This window comes from Massilia cavernae, from assembly GCF_003590855.1.
In the GTDB taxonomy this organism is placed as follows: Bacteria; Pseudomonadota; Gammaproteobacteria; order Burkholderiales; family Burkholderiaceae_D; genus Telluria_A; species Telluria_A cavernae.
In genome coordinates this window covers 24,978-41,778 of record NZ_QYUP01000068.1, presented here as the reverse complement: position 1 = coordinate 41,778, position 16,801 = coordinate 24,978, and the positions used below count along the sequence as shown (strand labels likewise).

Sequence of the window (16,801 nt, the reverse complement as noted above, 5' to 3'; positions counted from 1 at the left end):
AACACCATCATGATGTGCGACATGATGCGCTGCGCATGCGACTGGTCATGCGAGAAGCGGTCCTGCACGATGGCCTGTCCGATCACCGAACCCGCGCCGGCCGCAAGGCCCTGCAGCGCGCGGAAGACCAGGAGCCAGCCAAAGGAAGGCGCAAGCGCCGCGCCCAGCGACGCCACCGTGTAGATCGACAGCGCCACCAGGATCACCGGCCGCCGCCCGAACGAATCCGACAGCGTCCCGTAGAACAGCATCATGAACGCAAACGTAAACAGGAACACGCTGAGGGTCTGCTGCACGGCCAGCGGGCCGACCGCGAACTCGCGCCCGATTGCGGGGATCGATGGAAGGTAGGTGTCGATCGCAAGCGCGCCCACCATGCCAAGTAAAGCCAGGATAACCGTCAACAGTCGCTGCATGCTGCAATGCCTTCTAAATAAGTACGGCACCGCACCTGCGCGCCAAGGGCGAGATTTTACCGCCAATCCGGAAACGTTACCGGCGACCCAACTTTACTACCGCTAAGGTCGCCGCCATTCTTTATCCGATGTCAACGCAGGCTGCCGCCACGCGCCGATTATGACTGTTGTGTCCGTCTGATCTGATCCAGCAGGAGAGTGAAAATGAACGATTTCCTCCGCCATCTGACCGGCAGCCGGCCCTTGCCGGCGCGGCCCGAACCGCCTGTCGCCCACGTGCCCTATTACTATGAAGTGCGCAAGCTGGTGGCCGATGTGGCCTCGGTTGGCGCCGAAAACCTCGCCCCCAACCTCGTCAACGCCTGGGGCGTGGCCTTCAACCCGCTCGGATTCGCGTGGGTCGCGGCGGACGGCACCGGCCGCTCAACACTGTACGATGGCGACGGCCACCCGCAGGCGCTGGTGGTCTCCATCCCCGCGCCGGCCGGATCGACGGCGCCGGGCGAACCGGCCGGCATCGTGTTCTACGGCGGCGGCGGTTTCGTCGTCAGCAACGGCAGTTCATCGGGCCCGAGCCGCTTCATCTTCGCGGGCGAAGATGGCGTCATTTCGGGCTGGGCACCGAATGTAGACTTCACCAACGCCATCCGCGTGGTCGACAACTCGGCCAAAGGCACGGTGTACAAGGGCCTGGCCATCGGCGCCGGCGGTTCGGGCGCGCTGCTGTATGCCACCGATTTCCGCAACGCCCGCGTCGACGTGTTCGACGCCACCTTCCAGCCGGCCGCCCTGCCCGGCCGCCCCTTTCACGACCCGCACCTGCCGCACGGCTACGCGCCCTTCGGCATCCAGGCCATCAACGGCGACATCTACGTCACCTACGCCAGGCAGGACCGCGACAAGGACGAGGAAGTGTCCGGCCGCGGGCTCGGGCTGGTGTCGGTGTTCAGCCCCACCGGCGCCTGCATCCGCCGCCTGATCACGCGCGGCGCGCTGAACGCACCGTGGGGACTGGCACTGGCGCCGGCCAGCTTCGGCAAGTTCGGCAACCGCCTCCTCGTGGCAAACTTCGGCGAAGGCGCCATCAACGCCTACGACATCGCCAATGGCCGCTTTGCCGGACGCCTGCGCGGCACAGACCGCGAGCCGCTGCGCATCGATGGGCTGCGGGGCCTCGCCTTCGGCAACGGCGTCAACAACCAGCCGCTGAATACCCTGTTCTTCACGGCCGGGCCGAACGGCGGGGAGCACGGCCTGTATGGCCGCATCGACGTCGCGCACAACGACCTGCAGGCCGACGTGCCGGACGCGGAGTAGTTATTCCAGGGGCTTCAGGAAACGCGAGCCGCGCGGCATCCAATTGCCCTTGATGTCTGCCGAGACCAGGATGCGCTCGGCCCGTCCCACCAGCAGGGCGCGCGGCACGAAGCCGATGTAGCGCGAGTCGGCGCTGTTGTCGCGGTTATCCCCCAACATCATGAACTGCCCTTGCGGCACCGTCACCGGCCCGAAGTTGCGGGCCGCTTCGACCTGCGGCATCACCAGGATCGGGTGCTGCCCGCTGGCGGTGGTCTCGCGCAGTTGCAGCGCAGTGGTGGTCTTTCCGGACGATCCAATCTCTTCGGACACCGCGCCAATCAGGTCGTAACCCGACTCGCGCCCGTTGATGACCAGCCGCTCGTCGCGCATCTCGACCACGTCGCCGGGCAGCGCCACGATGCGCTTGATCAGGCGGGTGCCGTCCTTGGGGGATTTGAAGGTGACGATGTCGCCGCGTGCAGGATCGCCCAGTCGAGCCACCACCACGTCGCCGAGCGGCACCTTGAGGTCGAAGGCCAGCCGGTTGACCAGCACCACGTCGCCTTCCAGCAGGTTGGGACGCATCGAACCGGACGGGATCGGGTTCCAGTCGGCGACCGCGGTGCGGAACACGCCGAACAGCAGCATGAAGAGGATGAATCCCTTGTTCGCGCGGATAAAGTTTTTCATGTTCCAGGCTCCTACTTAGTTGTTGGTATGCCTGGATTTATACGCGACGATTCTTTAGTTGAGCTTAAGACAAGCGCCCACGGAAGACTGCGCGCCGGACCGTGACGACATCGACGCGTATGGCGCTACTTCTGCGCCTTGGCGATCTGCATCGCGCTGGCAATCAGGCCGCTCATGTCGGACAAATTGGCCGGCACGATGATCGAGTTGTTGGTCTTGGCCAGTTCGCTGAAGGCATGCACATACTGCTCCGCCACCTTCAGGTTCACCGCCTCGGTGCCGCCCGGCTCGCGTATCGCCGCGGCGATACGGCGCAGCGCGTCCGCATTCGCTTCCGCCAGCGCCACGATGGCCTTCGCCTGGCCTTCGGCGTGGTTGATCGAGGCCTGCTTCTCGCCTTCGGAGCGGGCAATCGCGGCCTGGCGTTCGCCGGTCGCGATGTTGATCTGCTCCTGCTGACGGCCTTCGGAGGCCGCGATCAGGGCGCGCTTGCCGCGCTCCGCGGTGATCTGCGCCTGCATCGCGTGCAGGATCTCCTGCGGCGGCGTCAGGTCCTTGATCTCGTAGCGCAGCACCTTGACGCCCCAGTTGGCGGCCGATTCGTCGATGGCGTTGACGATGGTGGTGTTGATGTGGTCGCGCTCTTCGAAGGTCTTGTCGAGCTCCATCTTGCCGATGACCGAACGCAGCGTGGTCTGCGCCAGCTGCGTGATCGCGGACAGGTAGTTGGACGAGCCGTACGATGCGCGCATGGCGTCGGTGATCTGGAAGTACAGGATGCCGTCCACCTGCAGCTGCGTGTTGTCGCGCGTGATGCAAACCTGCGGAGGCACGTCGAGCGGGATCTCCTTCAGCGAATGCTTGTAGGCGATGCGGTCGACGAATGGAATGACGATATTCAGGCCCGGGGCCAGCGTCGCATGGTACTTGCCGAGGCGTTCCACCACCCAGGCGTGCTGCTGCGGCACCACGTTGATAGTCTTGAACACGAACACCAGCGCGACGACGAACAGTACCGTCGTCAAGATCCCCAAGAATTCCATGTAAAGTCCTTCCAGTTTTGTTTGTTATGAATTTGCCACGATCAGGCGGTTGCCCTGTATCTCCACGATTTTGAAGCTGCCCGCTTCGGCAATTGCGCCCTGGCCCAGCTCCACGTCCCACAACGCGCCGCGGTACATCACCCGCGCTTTGCCGCCCTGCCATTCGGCCACCGTCACGCGCTGGCCGATGTCGATATTCACATTGGGGTCGCGCGCCACGTTGCCGCGCGCCGGCTTGCCGAAGCGGCTGCGGTGCAGCAGGAAGGTCGCAACCAGGCCGACGGCGGCGGCCACCAGCGTCTGCACCGGCACCGACATGCCGAACAGCGCTGCGAGCGCGCCGAAACCCATGCCGATGGCAACCATCAGCACGTAAAAGGTCCCGGTGAACATTTCGAACGCGACGAGCACGCCCGCCATCACCATCCACAATACCCAGTCGTTCATCACAGCCTCCTTCGTCAACGCCAAATCAAAATGCAAAAACCCCCGTAGCCCAGTTGGGCGACGAGGGTTTCATGTTCGGTGGTATGAATTTTTATAATGTCGCTAGTCGCTTGGTTGATACCCGTAGTGTAACTAGTTTTAGCGAAGAGTCAACATCAACCACCCGCGCCGCTTTTACATCGCGGCGAGCTTCTGCCAGGTTTCGACCACCGAGTCAGGGTTCAGCGACATCGACTCGATGCCCTGCTCCATCAGCCACGCGGCGAAGTCCGGATGGTCGGAAGGACCCTGGCCGCAGATGCCGATGTACTTGCCCTGCGCGCGGCAAGCCTGGATCGCCATCGACAGCATCGCCTTCACCGCCGGGTCGCGTTCGTCGAAGTCGGCCGCCAGCAGCGCCATGCCCGAATCGCGGTCCAGGCCCAGGGTCAGCTGGGTCAGGTCGTTCGAACCGATCGAGAAACCGTCGAAGTGCTTCAGGAACTCGTTCGCTCGCGAGATACGCGTCGACGGCACTTCGCACATCATGCATCAGCCGCGCGGGCCGTTTTTCCGCCGCGCTTCAGGCCGTTCTTGGCCAGACGGTCGACCACCTTTTCGGCCTGGCCCCACGGTAGCGACGAACGGCACATGATTCGACGTTGGTCAGGAACCATGTTCGTTACGGGGCACAGCGCTCATCGCGGCGCATTCCACTCTCGAAGGCGCCCTGCGAATGTCGGCCGCCAGGTAGCGCGCGGCGCCGCGGAAGCCCAGATCGGGTTTTCCTCGTACCGGCTCGTCAGCGCGCGAAACGCGCCGATCAGCTTCTTGTACTCGTTCGACTTGAAGTGGACAGCGCCACGATGACAGGCCTTCGGCCGAAGCCGCGGCGACTGGGTGGCGATGCCCTGTGCCAGCTTGTCGACGTAGACAAAGCCTTCGCGAAGCATGGCCCGCGCGCGACCGATCCCACCGCTTTTTCAAGGTCGCCGTCGATGTTTCGGGTACTCGAGGATCGCCCTTCGGGTGCACCCGATGTTGTTGTTGATGATGAACTCGAGGCGCGCCAGTCTCCACGCCGCGCGTTCGGGGCTACGACTAGTAAGTCGAAGGCCAGCTGCGGGTTGCCGACGTTGAGCATGATCTTGGTCTTCAGGGCGGCAGTTTCGCCGCGTCGAGACTTCCGACACTTCGGTTTCGGCAGCAGGCGTCGTAGATGCGGCCGTTCGTCGCCCTCGGCGCACGATACCGTCACCAAGGGTGCCGGTCCTTCAGCATTTCGGTGGCGTCGCGCACCTACCCCCGGCACGCACCAAGTTCGGCGCGATGATCGCCGCGTGGCAGTGCGGCCGCCGCGGTTAGTTGACGATCGGGGAAGCGCGCTTCTCACGTTCCAGTTAGGGTCGGTCAAATGTGGCCACCAGCACGTCCAGGCTGCACGGTCGCATCTCGGACGGGTCCTTGAATGACGCGTACCGGGCCGGCGCGATCTTCTGGCCGATCGCGCGGCCCTCGAGGTCAGCACGGTGCCGCTGCCCATTCAGCCTTGACCAGCGCTGCTGCGCGTCCGGTCGCCTTCTGCTTGGCGACTCACGGTTTCGAGGACGCGCCTGCAGGATGTACAGCTTTTGCCCGTCGCGTCCGTCTTGCCGCCACTCGATGTCCATCGGACAGGCCGTAGTGGTTTTCGGATGATGCACGGCGTACTTCGCCAGCTCCACCACTTTCGGGTCCGTTCAGCGAGTAGCGGTTGCGCAGTTTCGCATCGGCAGTCGACGGTCTTGACCGGAGCGGCCGGCCTGGTTTCCTCGGAATTCCATCTTGATCAGCTTTGAGCCGATGTTGCGGCGGGATGACAGGCCAGCTTGCCCAGCTGCATCATCGGCTTGTGGACATAGAATTCATCCGGATCTCACCGCGCCTGCACGCACCGTCTCGCCCAGGCCCATAGCTGGAAGTTGACGAATACCACGTCCTTGAAAGCCGGGACCTCGGTATGGATGGTAAACAATCACGCGCGGCGGCGCCCGTGTCGGAGCGCACCATGCGCTGTCACGCCAGCGGACAGCGCCACTTCGGCGTGGGTGAAGCCCTTGTGCACACGGGTAGGAAGATCGCGCGGCGTTTATACAGCGACGCGAACACGTATTTTCAATCGCTTCGAGTCGTTGTCGATGCCCCCGACGCACGTTCAGGAAGGTTCTCCTGCTGGCCCGCGAAACGATGCATCGGAAAGGTCTTCCCGCCGTGGCGGAGGAGCGCACTGCGAAGCGCATCTCGGTGGACGAATCGGCCACCAGGCGGTCGTAGAAACAGCGCGGGATTTCCGCTTCGAGGCTGCGGCCGGAACGGGGTTTCGACGATCCACTGGCGGATTTCGGCGCCGGCCTGCGCCAGCGAGCGCACGTCGTCGATGTTCAGTCCTTCGAGGCGGGTGGCGATGCGGTCGCCCAGCGACGGGCCGCCATCGATACCGTGCGACAGGAAGTCGCGGAAGGCCTGCGCCGTGGTGGCAAAGCCGCCCGGCACCCGCACGCCCGCATGCGCGAGCTGCGAGATCATCTCGCCCAGCGAGGCATTCTTGCCGCCGACGGTTTCAACGTCGGTCATGCGCAAATCCTCGAACGACGCAACGTACACGCCTGATTCCGCCTTTTCGGGCTCCTTCAATACAGCATTCGACAGGTTAGTCATGGTATTACCCTTACTGATGATAGAAATCTTCGCGTGACGCAGGGCTGGCCCGGTTTTCTTGTTTTTCTTGGCGCGGTGCAGCACAATTCAATCCGTTGCAAAGCATTTTACAGCCTGCGCTCCAAATTTACAGCGCACAATCTTGAATCATGGCAGCTCCCCCCGACGCACATCAGAAAATGACACCAGACCACCGCACTCCCCTGCCCACATCGGCGCGCACCGTTTTCTTCGTTTCCGACGGTACCGGCATCACCGCCGAAACCTTTGGACACGCCGTGCTGACGCAGTTCGAGATGAAATTCCGCCAAGTGCGCCTGCCCTTCATCGACACGCTCGACAAGGCCCATGATGCAAAGCGCAAGATTAACGAAGCGGCCACCGACGGCCAGCGTCCGATCGTGTTTTCCACACTGGTGAAGACAGACCTGTCGCATGTGATCCGCCAGGCCAACGGCATGCACATGGACCTGATCCAGACCTTCGTATCGCCGCTGGAGCAGGAGCTGGGCGTCAAATCGACCCACACGGTGGGGCGTTCGCACAACATCGTCGACAGCGAGGAATACAAGAACCGCATCGAGGCCATCAACTTCTCGCTGGCGCACGACGACGGCCAGTCGCACAAGAACCTGTCGGAGGCGGACGTGATCCTGGTGGGGGTTTCGCGCTCGGGCAAGACGCCGACCAGCCTATACCTCGCGATGCAGTATGGGATCAAGGCGGCCAACTATCCGTTGATCCCGGACGACTTCGAACGCGGCAAGCTGCCGTCGTCCCTGCCTCCGTTCAGGAGCAAGATTTTCGGATTGAGCATTTCGCCGGAGCGTCTGTCGGAGATCCGCCACGAGCGGCGGGCAGGAAGCAGGTATGCATCGATCGAGAACTGCCGCTATGAGGTGAACGAAGCGGAATTGATGATGAAGCGTGAGGGAATAAGGTGGCTGTCATCGACCACCAAGTCGATCGAGGAAATCGCGACCACGATCCTCCAGGAGATCAAACCCGATCGCAGGGACTACTAACTTAAAAACCGTCGTTCCCGCCTTCGGGAACGACGGTATTGGCGTTAGTGGTCAGAAGAAATGCCGCCAATCCTCCAGCCACTCCGGAAACGCCGAGGCCTCCATCGGCGGCGCGATGTGATATCCCTGCGCGTAAGTACACCCCAGCCCCTGCAGGAAATCCCAATCCTGCCTGGTCTCCACGCCCACCGCCACCGACATCCGGTCCAAGCTGCGCGCCAAACCAAGGCATGAACTGAGTACTGTCCCCAGCGCCCGTTTCTTGGAAGCCCCATCCACAAAGCTGCGGTCGATCTTCAGCTCCGAGAATGGTACCCGCGCAAGCAGCTGCAGGTTGGATCGACCCGTGCCGTAATCGTCGATAGCGAGCCCAAACCCCATCATGCGCAGCCTAACCAGCCGTTCCAGGAAAGTCGGATCGGTGGTCAGCACCGACGACTCGGGCATCTCGAACGTAACGTAATGCGGCAGCACCCGGTGCCGCTCAAGGCACGCGCTGATCTGCTGTATGAACGCCTGGTGCGCGAGGGTCTCCGGCGCCAGGTTGATCGAAATCGCCATCGGAATTCCCTTGTCCTGAAATTCGCGGCAGCATTCGACCGATCTCTCGATCATGGTCCAATCGAGGAAGTCGATGCGGTTGTGCTGCTCCAGCGCGTCGATGAAGGCCGCGGGCTCCAGCACGCCGTGCTCCGGATGGCGCCAGCGCGCGAAAGTCTCCAGTCCCTTCACCCGCCCGGTGGCCAGCTCGATCTTCGGCTGGAAAAACGGCTCGAACTGGCGCGCCTGCAGGCCCAGGCCAATTTCGGCGAAGGTGAAGGTCGGGCCCTTCGTGCGCTCGGACGGTTGCGGCGGAGGCGCATAATTTTCCAGCAGCGACTGCAAACGTGCGATGGTGGCCGGCTTCGATATCGTACCCAGCAGCTCCAGGCCGTAGGCCTGCGCCATGGTCTCGATCGAGAACATCAGGTTGCTCGGGTGGACGCCGGTGACGATCAGGCGCGCGCGGCAGTTCATGCCCGCCAGCGTGCGGATCAGCTCCAGGCCGTCCATCCCGGGCAGCGCGAGATCGATCACGGCCACATCGACCGCCGGCGCGAACGCTTCGGTAAAGCTGCGCAGCGCGGTGTGGCCGTCCGGCGCCTCGCTCACCTGGCTGGCGCCCAGCTTGCCGAGCATGTCGACAAGGGCAAGCCGCTGGTCCTGGTCAGCGTCGGCTACCAAAAAATGCAGATGGGCGATGTCCACTCTTTACTCCACTATTGCTCTAGACCAAGAGGTTACCCGCAGACGCGGCTGTCGTCTACGATTGAATTTGCCGGACCTGCTCAAAGAAGCATACCGCGGCGCATGCCGCAACATTAAGCGACTCGACCTGGCCCAGGTGGGGGATCACGACGGTTTGCGTTGCCATGTTCATAAGATCGTCGGCGACGCCCTGCCCTTCATGGCCGAACACCCAGGCCACCGGCTTGCGCAGGTCGGCATCGTACACGCGCTGTTCGGCATAGCCGCTGGTGGCCAGCACGGCGATCTTCGATGTTTTCACCAGCGCAGCCAGGTCGACGTTTTCATAGATCTCGACCACGAAGTGGGCGCCCATCGCCGCGCGCAGCACCTTGGGCGACCAGCAGAAGGCCGTGCCGCTGCTGCAGAACACTTGGGTGATGCCCGCCGCCGCCGCACTGCGCAGGATCGAGCCGACGTTGCCGGGGTCCTGCACGTTGTCCAGTAAAACCGCGTTGACCGCCAGCGCCGCCGGCAGTTCGCGCGCCGGGGTATCGATCAGGAACATCAGGCCGACGCCGTGCTCCACCTGGCTGACCGCGTTGTACAGCGCATCCGGCAGGGCCGTCACGTGCGCGTGCTGGTTTTCGCAGCGCATGACGATGTCGGCTACTTCAGGATTGGCCAGCGCGCTTTCGCTGACGATGCACTGCACCGGCGCGCCGCGCAGGTCGAGGTAAGCCTGGCTGAGGTGGACGCCGTCGAGCAGCGTGCGGCCCGACTTGCGGCGCGCCTGCGAACTGGTCGCAAGCTTGCTCAGCTCCTTGAACAGCGGGTTGTCGCGCGAAGTAATGGTCTTCATGCCTCAGTCTTCTTCTTCATCTTCCGTCGCGAAGTCGAACGGGATCGTCTCGAGCAGCTCGCCTTGCAGCGCCATGCGTACCGGCGCAAACGAGCGGCGGTGCACCGGGCACGGGCCGTGCTCGCGCAGGCGCGCCATGTGCAGCGCGGTGCTGTAGCCCTTGTGCTGGTCGAAGCCGTATTGCGGATACTGCTGGTGCAGCGTTACCAGCGCGGCGTCGCGCGCGGTCTTGGCCAGGATCGACGCGGCCGAGATGGCATGCACCTTGTCGTCGCCTTCGACGATCGGGTGGCAGCGGATGGCCATCACCGGGCTGCGGTTGCCGTCGATGAGGGCGATGGTCGGCACGGTCGCCAGCGCCTCGACCGCGCGGCGCATCGCCAGCATGGTCGCCTGCAGGATGTTGATGGCGTCGATTTCCTCGTGCGAGCATTCGGCGATCGCCCACGCCAGCGCGTATTGCTTGATCAGCGGCGCCAGCTCTTCGCGGCGCTCGGCCGTCAGCTTCTTGGAGTCGCGCAGCCATCGATCGGTTGGAGTCGCGCAGGCCATCGATCGGTCGGTCGGGATGCAGGATCACCGCCGCGGCGAACACGGGGCCGGCCAGCGGGCCGCGGCCGGCCTCGTCCACGCCGCAGACGATGTCCTCGGGCGTGAACGGCAAGGCGTTCTTCTTGAGCCCGGGGTAAAAGTTGACTTTCTTCTTTCTCATGATGCTTTCGACGATTCTATTACACGCATGACTGCGTCGGCGCTCTCTTGCGAACTGTTGCGCAGCAGGCTGTGGTGCATGTCGGTGAAGCGCTGGACCAGGCGCAGCCGGCCCGGCGCATCGTCGAGCTGCTTCCATACCGCGTCGGCCAGCGCCTGCGGCGTCACCGCGTTCTGCAGCAGCTCGGGCACCAGGAATTCGCGCGCCAGGATGTTCGGCAGGCCGATCCACGGCTGGTAGGCCATGTGCCGCATGATTTCCCACGACGCGCGCATCACCTTGTAGGCGATGACCATCGGTTTCTTGAACAGCGCCACTTCCAGCGTCGCCGTGCCGGAAGCGACCAGCACCGCGTCGGCGGCAGCGATGGCGGCGTGCGACTGGCCATCGACCAGGTCGATGGCGACGTCCGACAGGCCAGCCTCCTTGACCAGCTGCGTGAAGTAAGCGCGCTGGCGCTCGCCCGCCATCGGCGCGACAAAGCGCAGCGACGGATCGCGCTGCGACAGCAGCTTGACCGCGCCGATGAAAGGCGCGGCCAGGTATTTCAGTTCGCCCATGCGGCTGCCCGGCATCACCGTCACCACGCGCGCCTCGGGCGGAAGGCCCAGCGTGCGGCGCGCGGCCAGCGTATCGGGCTGCAGCGGGATCGTTTCAGCCAGCGGGTGGCCCACGTAGGTCACCGGCACGCCGGCCTGCCTGTAGATCTCTTCCTCGAACGGGAAGATCACCAGCATGTGCGACACCGCCTTCTTGATCTTCTTGATGCGGCCGCCCCGCCAGGCCCAGATCTGCGGGCTGATGAAGTGCACGGTCGGGATGCCCGCTTCGCGCAGCTGCATCTCAAGCCCAAGGTTGAAGCCGGGGTAGTCGGCGCCGATGAACACGTTCGGGCGCTCGGCGATCAGCCGGTCGCGCAGCGCGTTCTGGATGCCCTTGATTTCGCGGTAGCGCGGGATAATCTCGAACAGGCCGCGCACGGTCAGCGTATCCATCGGGATGTCCGATACAAAGCCGTATTCGGCCATGCGCGGGCCGCCGATGCCGTGGAAGCGCGCGTCGGGAAGCTGCGGACGCAGTCCGGCCAGGAGCCGCGCCGCGAGCATGTCGCCGGAGACCTCGCCGGCGACGAGGGCTACCGAAATATCAGCGGACGATGCCACGGGTCGCGCTGCCCAGGAAGTCCAGCATCGCGCCGATGTGTTGCGCCGCATCCGGCGCGTCGGCCTGCTGCTGCGCGAGCGCCGCCTTGGCCTCGTCCAGCGTCAGGTTGTTGCGGTAGATTGACTTGTACGCCGCGCGGATCGCATCGATCTGCGGACGGGTAAAGCCGCGGCGCTTCAGGCCTTCGATGTTGACGCCGCGCGCGCCGGCCGGATTGCCCGACACCAGCACGAACGGCGGCACGTCCTGCGTCAGGCTGGTGTACATGCCGACAAAGGCGTGCGCGCCGATCTTGCAGAACTGGTGGACGCCGGCGTAGCCGGACAGGATGGCCCAGTCGCCCACTTCCACGTGGCCCGCCAGCTGCGCGTTGTTCGAGAAGATCGTGTTGCTGCCGACCTGGCAGTCGTGCGCCAGGTGCACGTAGGCCGATATCCAATTGTCGTTACCAAGCCGGGTGACGCCCTTGTCCTGGGTGGTGCCCAGGTTGAAGGTGCAGAACTCGCGCACGGTGTTGCGGTGGCCGACTTCAAGCCGGGTCGGTTCGCCCGCCCACTTCTTGTCCTGCGGCGCGGCGCCGATCGACGAGAACTGGAAGAACTTGTTGTCTTCGCCGATCGTCGTGTGGCCTTCGATGACCACATGCGGGCCGACCACGGTGCGCGCACCGATCTGCACGTTGGGGCCGATGATCGAGTACGCGCCGACTTCGACGGTGCTGTCGAGCTGCGCCTTCGGGTCGACGATGGCGGTTGGGTGAATCATGCTCATTACTGCCCCGCTGGCTTGCTCGCGTCGTCGGTGGCGCGAATGGTGCACATCAGTTCAGCCTCGAGCGCCACGGCGCCGTCGACGCTGCCCACTGCCTTGTATTTCCAGATGCCGCGCGAGACGCGCAGGATCTCGACGTCCATCTTCAGCTGGTCGCCAGGGCCCACCGGCCGCTTGAAGCGCGCATTGTCGATGCCCACGAAATAAACCACCGAGTTCTCGTCCGGCTTGACGCCCATGGTCAGGAAGGACAGCAGCGCGGCGGTCTGCGCCAGCGCTTCGATCATCAGCACGCCCGGCATGACCGGCTTGTGCGGGAAATGGCCGTTGAAGAATTCTTCGTTGACGGTGACGTTCTTGATCGCGGTGATCGACTTGTTCGCTTCCCAGGTCAGCACGCGGTCGACCAGCAGCAGCGGATAGCGGTGCGGCAGCAAGGCCTTGATCTGGCAGATGTCGAGGGTCTTGTTTTCAGGATTGGTCATGTTGTTCCGAGATGGTTTTTAGTTGTTTTTCGAGGGCGCGGATCTTGTCGCGCATCGTATCCAGGTTGCGGACGATCACCGCGGTTTTTTCCCAGTCCGCGTTCTTGGCCAGCGGGTAGAAGCCGGTGTACTGGCCCGGCTCCGAAATCGAGCGCGATACCATGCTGGCCGACGAGATGTGCACGTGGTCGGCGATCGTAATGTGACCAAGCACCATGGCTGCGCCGCCGAAGGTGCAGTACTTGCCGATCTTCGCGCTGCCAGCCACGCCGACGCAGCCGGCCATCGCCGTGTGCGCGCCGATGTGGCAGTTGTGGCCGATCTGGATCTGGTTGTCCAGCTTGACGCCGTCTTCGATGATGGTATCGGCCAGCGCACCGCGGTCGATGGTGGTGTTGGCGCCGATGTCGACGTCGTCGCCGATCACCACGCGGCCGGTCTGTGGAATCTTGATGTACACGCCACCCTCGTTGGCGAAGCCGAATCCATCGGTGCCGATCACGGCGCCCGAGTGGATGATGCCGCGCTTGCCGATGCGGCAGCCTGCATGGAAGGTCACGTTGGCGAACAGCTTCGTGTCCGCGCCGATGAAGGCGCCGCGGCCGACAAAGCAGCCGGCGCCGATGACGGCGCCCGCTTCGATCACGGCGCCCTCTTCCACCGTAGCCTTGGGCCCGATGTGCGCGCTGGGGTCGACCGTCGCGCCCGGGTCCACGAAGGCGGCCGGATGCACGCCGGCGGCGGGCACGAATGCCGTCAGCGACTCGAAGTACTGGGCCGCGCGCGCAAAATAGGCGTACGGATTCTTCGTGACGATGCGCGCGCCAGTGTAAGTGGCGGCTACCGTCTCGCTGTCGTTGGGGGAGAGGATCAGGGCCGCGGCCCCGCTGTGCGCGGCCTGTGCGCGCAGTTTGCTATTGCTTAGGAAGCTGATGTGCGAAGCGCCCGCATCGGCCAGCGGCGCGATGCCCGTGACTTCGATATTCGGGTCACCCGCCAGCTCACCTCCCAAGCGTTCGACCAATTCACCCAGTCGAGTGCCCATCTGGTATTCCTGTTTCTGTTATTTGTCGAGTTGCTTCAGGATCTTGTCGGTGATGTCGATGCGCGGGTTGTGCCAGCCGGCTTCGTACAGTACGACGTCGAGGTTCTCCTGCGCGGCGATCCCTTCGATGATCTTGAAGGCTTTCTGCGCGATGTTGGCGCGCTCTTCGTTCTTGCGCTGCATGAGGTCCTCGCGGAACTCGCGCTGCTTGCGCTGCACGTCCTTCTCCATGTCGATCAGCTCACGCGTACGGCGCGTGCGGTCGATGTCCGACAGCTTTGGCGCATCCTGCTCGAACTTCTCGGTCATCGCGCGCACGTTGGAGATCTGCTCGTTGATCGATTTGTCGCGCTTGGAAAACTCGGATTCGATCTTCGCGTCGGCAGCCTTGGCCAGCTTCGACTCGGTCATCAGGCGTTCGGTCGCGACGTAGGCGACGCGGCTGCCCGCCAACTGCGCCTGCGCGTGCACCGCCGGCGCCGCGACCAGCGCGAGCAGCAGCAGATGCTTCGACATTGAGGTAAAGGCAGTTTTCAACATGTTCTCCGCAATCTTGATTTAAACGACGCTATCAGAAACCGGTCCCCATCTGGAACTGGAATCGCTCGAGACGATCGCCTGGTTTTGCGTTCAAAGGCTTAGCATAACTCAACTTGAGCGGACCGACCGGCGAAATCCAGCTGATACCCAGGCCAGTCGAGAAGCGCAGCTCGTTGGCGCGAATCGCCTGGCCTTCCTGGTAGATCTGGCCGGCGTCGAGGAAGCCGAACCAGCGCAGGCTGCGGTCAGGACCGCCGCCGGGGAAAGGCATCTGCAGTTCGGCATTGCCGATCACGCGTACCGCGCCGCCCAGCGCATCGAAGGTGTTCGGGTCGACGATACCCAGCGAAGAGCTGACGTAGCCGCGTACCGAGCCGATGCCGCCGGCGTAGAAGTTCTTAAATACCGGGAACTTGTTACCGCGCAGGCCGTGGCCGTAATCGAGTTCGCCCTTCAGCGCCAGGGTGATCATGCGGGTCAGCGGCTTGTACCACTGCTGCTCGTAGACGGCGCGGTAGTACTTGGCGTCGCCGAACAGGTCGACCTCGAGGTTGGCGCGCTGGTAGCGGCCGACGGTCGGGGTGATCGCGCTGTCGCGGCTGTCGCGGCCCCACGCCGCCGTCAGCGGCAAGGCGTTGGTGGTCGCGGTGCCGACGCCGCTAGGCACGCCGCCGAAGTCGCGCACGTATTCCTTGAAGCGGGTCGGGCTGGTGACGTCGGTTTCGATCGCGGTGCGTTCCAGGCCGGCGCCGAAGTAGACGGTATCGTATTCCGAGAACGGCACGCCGAACGACAGGCGGCCGCCGGTCTGCTTGACCGTGTAGCTGCCGATGTTCAGTGCGGGCGGGCGCATCGTGCGCAGGTACAGTTCGAACGAGCGCGATACGCCGTCGTCGGTAAAGTACGGGTTGGTGTGCGAGAACGCGATCGTGCGCAGGTAGCGGCTGGTGTTCAGTTCGAGGCCGACGGTGTTGCCCGAGCCTGCGAAGTTGGCCTGCTGGATCGACGCGGTGAAGGTGAACTTCTCGGCCTGCGAGAACGCGCCGCCGATCATGAAGTTACCGGTCGGCTTTTCGACCACGGTCAGGTTGACGTCGACCTGGTCGGAGGTACCCTGCGCTTCCGGCGTGTCGACGGTGACTTCCTTGAAGTAGCCGAGGCGGTCGACGCGGTCGCGCGACATCTTGATCTTGTTCGCGTCGTACCACGAGCCTTCGAACTGGCGGAATTCGCGGCGGATGACTTCATCGCGGGTAACGGTGTTGCCGGCGATGTTCATATGACGTACATACGCGCGCTTGCCCGGGTCGACGAAGAAGGTGAAGGCCACTTCGCGCTTCTCGCGGTCGATCTGCGGGTCGGCGTTGACGTTCGCGAAGGCATAACCGAAGGTGCCCATGCGGTCCGAGATCATCTTGTTGCTGGCGGTGAGCAGCTCGCCCGAATACGACTCGCCTTTTTTCAGCTGGATCAGCTGCCTGATTTCGTCGTCGCGGCCGAACATCTCGCCTGCCACCTTGACGTCCGAGACGGTGTACTTCTCGCCTTCGGTGATGTTGATGGTCAGGTAGATATCCTTCTTGTCCGGCGTGATCGACACCTGGGTCGATTCGACATTGGCTTCGAGGTAGCCGCGGTTCAGGTAGAACGACTTGATCGCTTCGATGTCGCCGGTCAGCTTGGTCTTCGAATACTGGTCGGCCTTGCTGTACCAGGTGAACCAGCCGCTGGTGTTCAGCTGCAGCAGCTGGCGCAGTTCCTTGTCCGAGAAGGTCTTGTTGCCGACGATGTTGATCTGCTTGATGCGCGCGACCTCGCCTTCGTCGATGTTGAACATGACGGTGACGCGGTTACGCTCGATCGGGGTAACGGTGGTGGTGATCTTGACGCCGTACAGGCCGTGCGACAGGTACTGGCGCTTGAGCTCCTGCTCGGCGCGGTCGACCGATGCCTTGTCGAAGATCTTCGCTTCGCCGACGCCGATTTCCTTCAGCGCCTTGAGCAGCATGTCCTTTTCGAATTCCTTGGCGCCGGTGAAGTCCACCGTGGCGATGGCCGGGCGTTCTTCGACCAGCACGACCAGTACGCCGTTTTCCTCTTCCAGGCGCACGTCCTTGAAGAACCCTGTGGCATACAGCGCCTTGATGGCGGCGATGCTCTTGTCGTCGTCGAAGGTCTCGCCGACGCGGACAGGAAGATAGCTGAAAACTGTACCGGCTTCGGTGCGCTGAATCCCTTCGACACGAATGTCCTTGACCACGAACGGGTTGACGGCAAATGCAGGTGCGGCGCACAGCGCGAAGACTGCGGCGCCGATCAGGCTAAGGCGAAAGGAGGGCAAGGCGAAACGGTCAGTTTGTAATTTCATCGGCTAAATTAATGGGTCGATCAATAGGCAC

At 63.4% G+C, this 16,801-nt stretch carries 14 protein-coding genes and 2 pseudogenes; 2 read left to right on the top strand and 14 right to left on the bottom strand.

Translation table 11 applies throughout. The features are described 5' to 3' along the window. The coding region (locus tag D3872_RS06670) for an MFS transporter (RefSeq protein WP_119810050.1) at nucleotides 1-416 on the bottom strand (416 nt) is incomplete at its 3' end. A 204-nt stretch (nucleotides 417-620) separates the two neighbouring features. On the opposite strand from D3872_RS06670, the gene D3872_RS06665 reads away from it, so the two are divergent. Next, nucleotides 621-1,733 (top strand): TIGR03118 family protein, encoded by a 1,113-nt coding sequence (locus D3872_RS06665; RefSeq protein ID WP_119810046.1) that lies wholly within the window; start codon nucleotides 621-623, stop codon nucleotides 1,731-1,733. Here the strand turns inward: D3872_RS06665 and lepB are convergent, their stop codons facing one another. The 4 genes and pseudogenes from lepB to ppsA form a co-directional block, all read right to left on the bottom strand. Then, the gene (gene lepB, locus D3872_RS06660; RefSeq protein WP_119810045.1) at nucleotides 1,734-2,405 is read right to left on the bottom strand and encodes a signal peptidase I; all 672 of its coding nucleotides are present in this window, start codon (nucleotides 2,403-2,405) and stop codon (nucleotides 1,734-1,736) included. A gap of 125 nt (nucleotides 2,406-2,530) precedes the next feature. Continuing rightward, entirely contained in the window at nucleotides 2,531-3,448 is a 918-nt protein-coding gene (locus D3872_RS06655; RefSeq protein WP_119810044.1) for an SPFH domain-containing protein, read from the bottom strand. A gap of 24 nt (nucleotides 3,449-3,472) precedes the next feature. Further along, the gene (locus D3872_RS06650) at nucleotides 3,473-3,895 is read right to left on the bottom strand and encodes an NfeD family protein (RefSeq protein WP_119810043.1); all 423 of its coding nucleotides are present in this window, start codon (nucleotides 3,893-3,895) and stop codon (nucleotides 3,473-3,475) included. A gap of 174 nt (nucleotides 3,896-4,069) precedes the next feature. Beyond that, nucleotides 4,070-6,571 (bottom strand): annotated as a pseudogene (gene ppsA, locus D3872_RS06645) (phosphoenolpyruvate synthase). Between the two features lie 179 nt (nucleotides 6,572-6,750). Here ppsA and ppsR point away from each other — a divergent pair. Further along, complete coding sequence (gene ppsR / locus D3872_RS06640; RefSeq protein ID WP_119810042.1) at nucleotides 6,751-7,596, top strand: posphoenolpyruvate synthetase regulatory kinase/phosphorylase PpsR; 846 nt, start codon at nucleotides 6,751-6,753, stop codon at nucleotides 7,594-7,596. A 51-nt stretch (nucleotides 7,597-7,647) separates the two neighbouring features. Here ppsR and D3872_RS06635 read toward each other — a convergent pair whose 3' ends face one another. The 9 genes and pseudogenes from D3872_RS06635 to bamA all read right to left on the bottom strand — a co-directional run bounded on the left by D3872_RS06635 (nucleotide 7,648) and on the right by bamA (nucleotide 16,770). Continuing rightward, entirely contained in the window at nucleotides 7,648-8,844 is a 1,197-nt protein-coding gene (locus tag D3872_RS06635; protein ID WP_119810041.1) for an EAL domain-containing response regulator, read from the bottom strand. Nucleotides 8,845-8,899: 55 nt separating this feature from the next. Further along, complete coding sequence (locus D3872_RS06630) at nucleotides 8,900-9,685, bottom strand: TrmH family RNA methyltransferase (RefSeq protein WP_119810040.1); 786 nt, start codon at nucleotides 9,683-9,685, stop codon at nucleotides 8,900-8,902. 132 nt (nucleotides 9,686-9,817) lie between these two features. After that, nucleotides 9,818-10,237 (bottom strand): annotated as a pseudogene (locus tag D3872_RS27420) (ribonuclease HII); the annotation flags it as partial. Between the two features lie 156 nt (nucleotides 10,238-10,393). Then, complete coding sequence (gene lpxB / locus D3872_RS06620) at nucleotides 10,394-11,560, bottom strand: lipid-A-disaccharide synthase (RefSeq protein WP_274381696.1); 1,167 nt, start codon at nucleotides 11,558-11,560, stop codon at nucleotides 10,394-10,396. Further along, a complete protein-coding gene (gene lpxA, locus D3872_RS06615; RefSeq protein WP_119810038.1) occupies nucleotides 11,544-12,332 on the bottom strand; it encodes an acyl-ACP--UDP-N-acetylglucosamine O-acyltransferase in 789 nt (262 codons plus the stop codon). The genes lpxB and lpxA overlap by 17 nt, the downstream gene beginning before the upstream one ends. Further along, nucleotides 12,332-12,817 (bottom strand): 3-hydroxyacyl-ACP dehydratase FabZ, encoded by a 486-nt coding sequence (fabZ, locus tag D3872_RS06610; protein ID WP_119810037.1) that lies wholly within the window; start codon nucleotides 12,815-12,817, stop codon nucleotides 12,332-12,334. The genes lpxA and fabZ overlap by 1 nt, the downstream gene beginning before the upstream one ends. Beyond that, entirely contained in the window at nucleotides 12,804-13,862 is a 1,059-nt protein-coding gene (gene lpxD / locus D3872_RS06605) for a UDP-3-O-(3-hydroxymyristoyl)glucosamine N-acyltransferase (RefSeq protein ID WP_119810036.1), read from the bottom strand. The genes fabZ and lpxD overlap by 14 nt, the downstream gene beginning before the upstream one ends. Nucleotides 13,863-13,880: 18 nt before the next feature. Next, complete coding sequence (locus D3872_RS06600; RefSeq protein ID WP_229459199.1) at nucleotides 13,881-14,402, bottom strand: OmpH/Skp family outer membrane protein; 522 nt, start codon at nucleotides 14,400-14,402, stop codon at nucleotides 13,881-13,883. Between the two features lie 31 nt (nucleotides 14,403-14,433). Continuing rightward, a complete protein-coding gene (gene bamA / locus D3872_RS06595) occupies nucleotides 14,434-16,770 on the bottom strand; it encodes an outer membrane protein assembly factor BamA (RefSeq protein WP_119810034.1) in 2,337 nt (778 codons plus the stop codon). Between the last annotated feature and the right edge of the window lie 31 nt (nucleotides 16,771-16,801).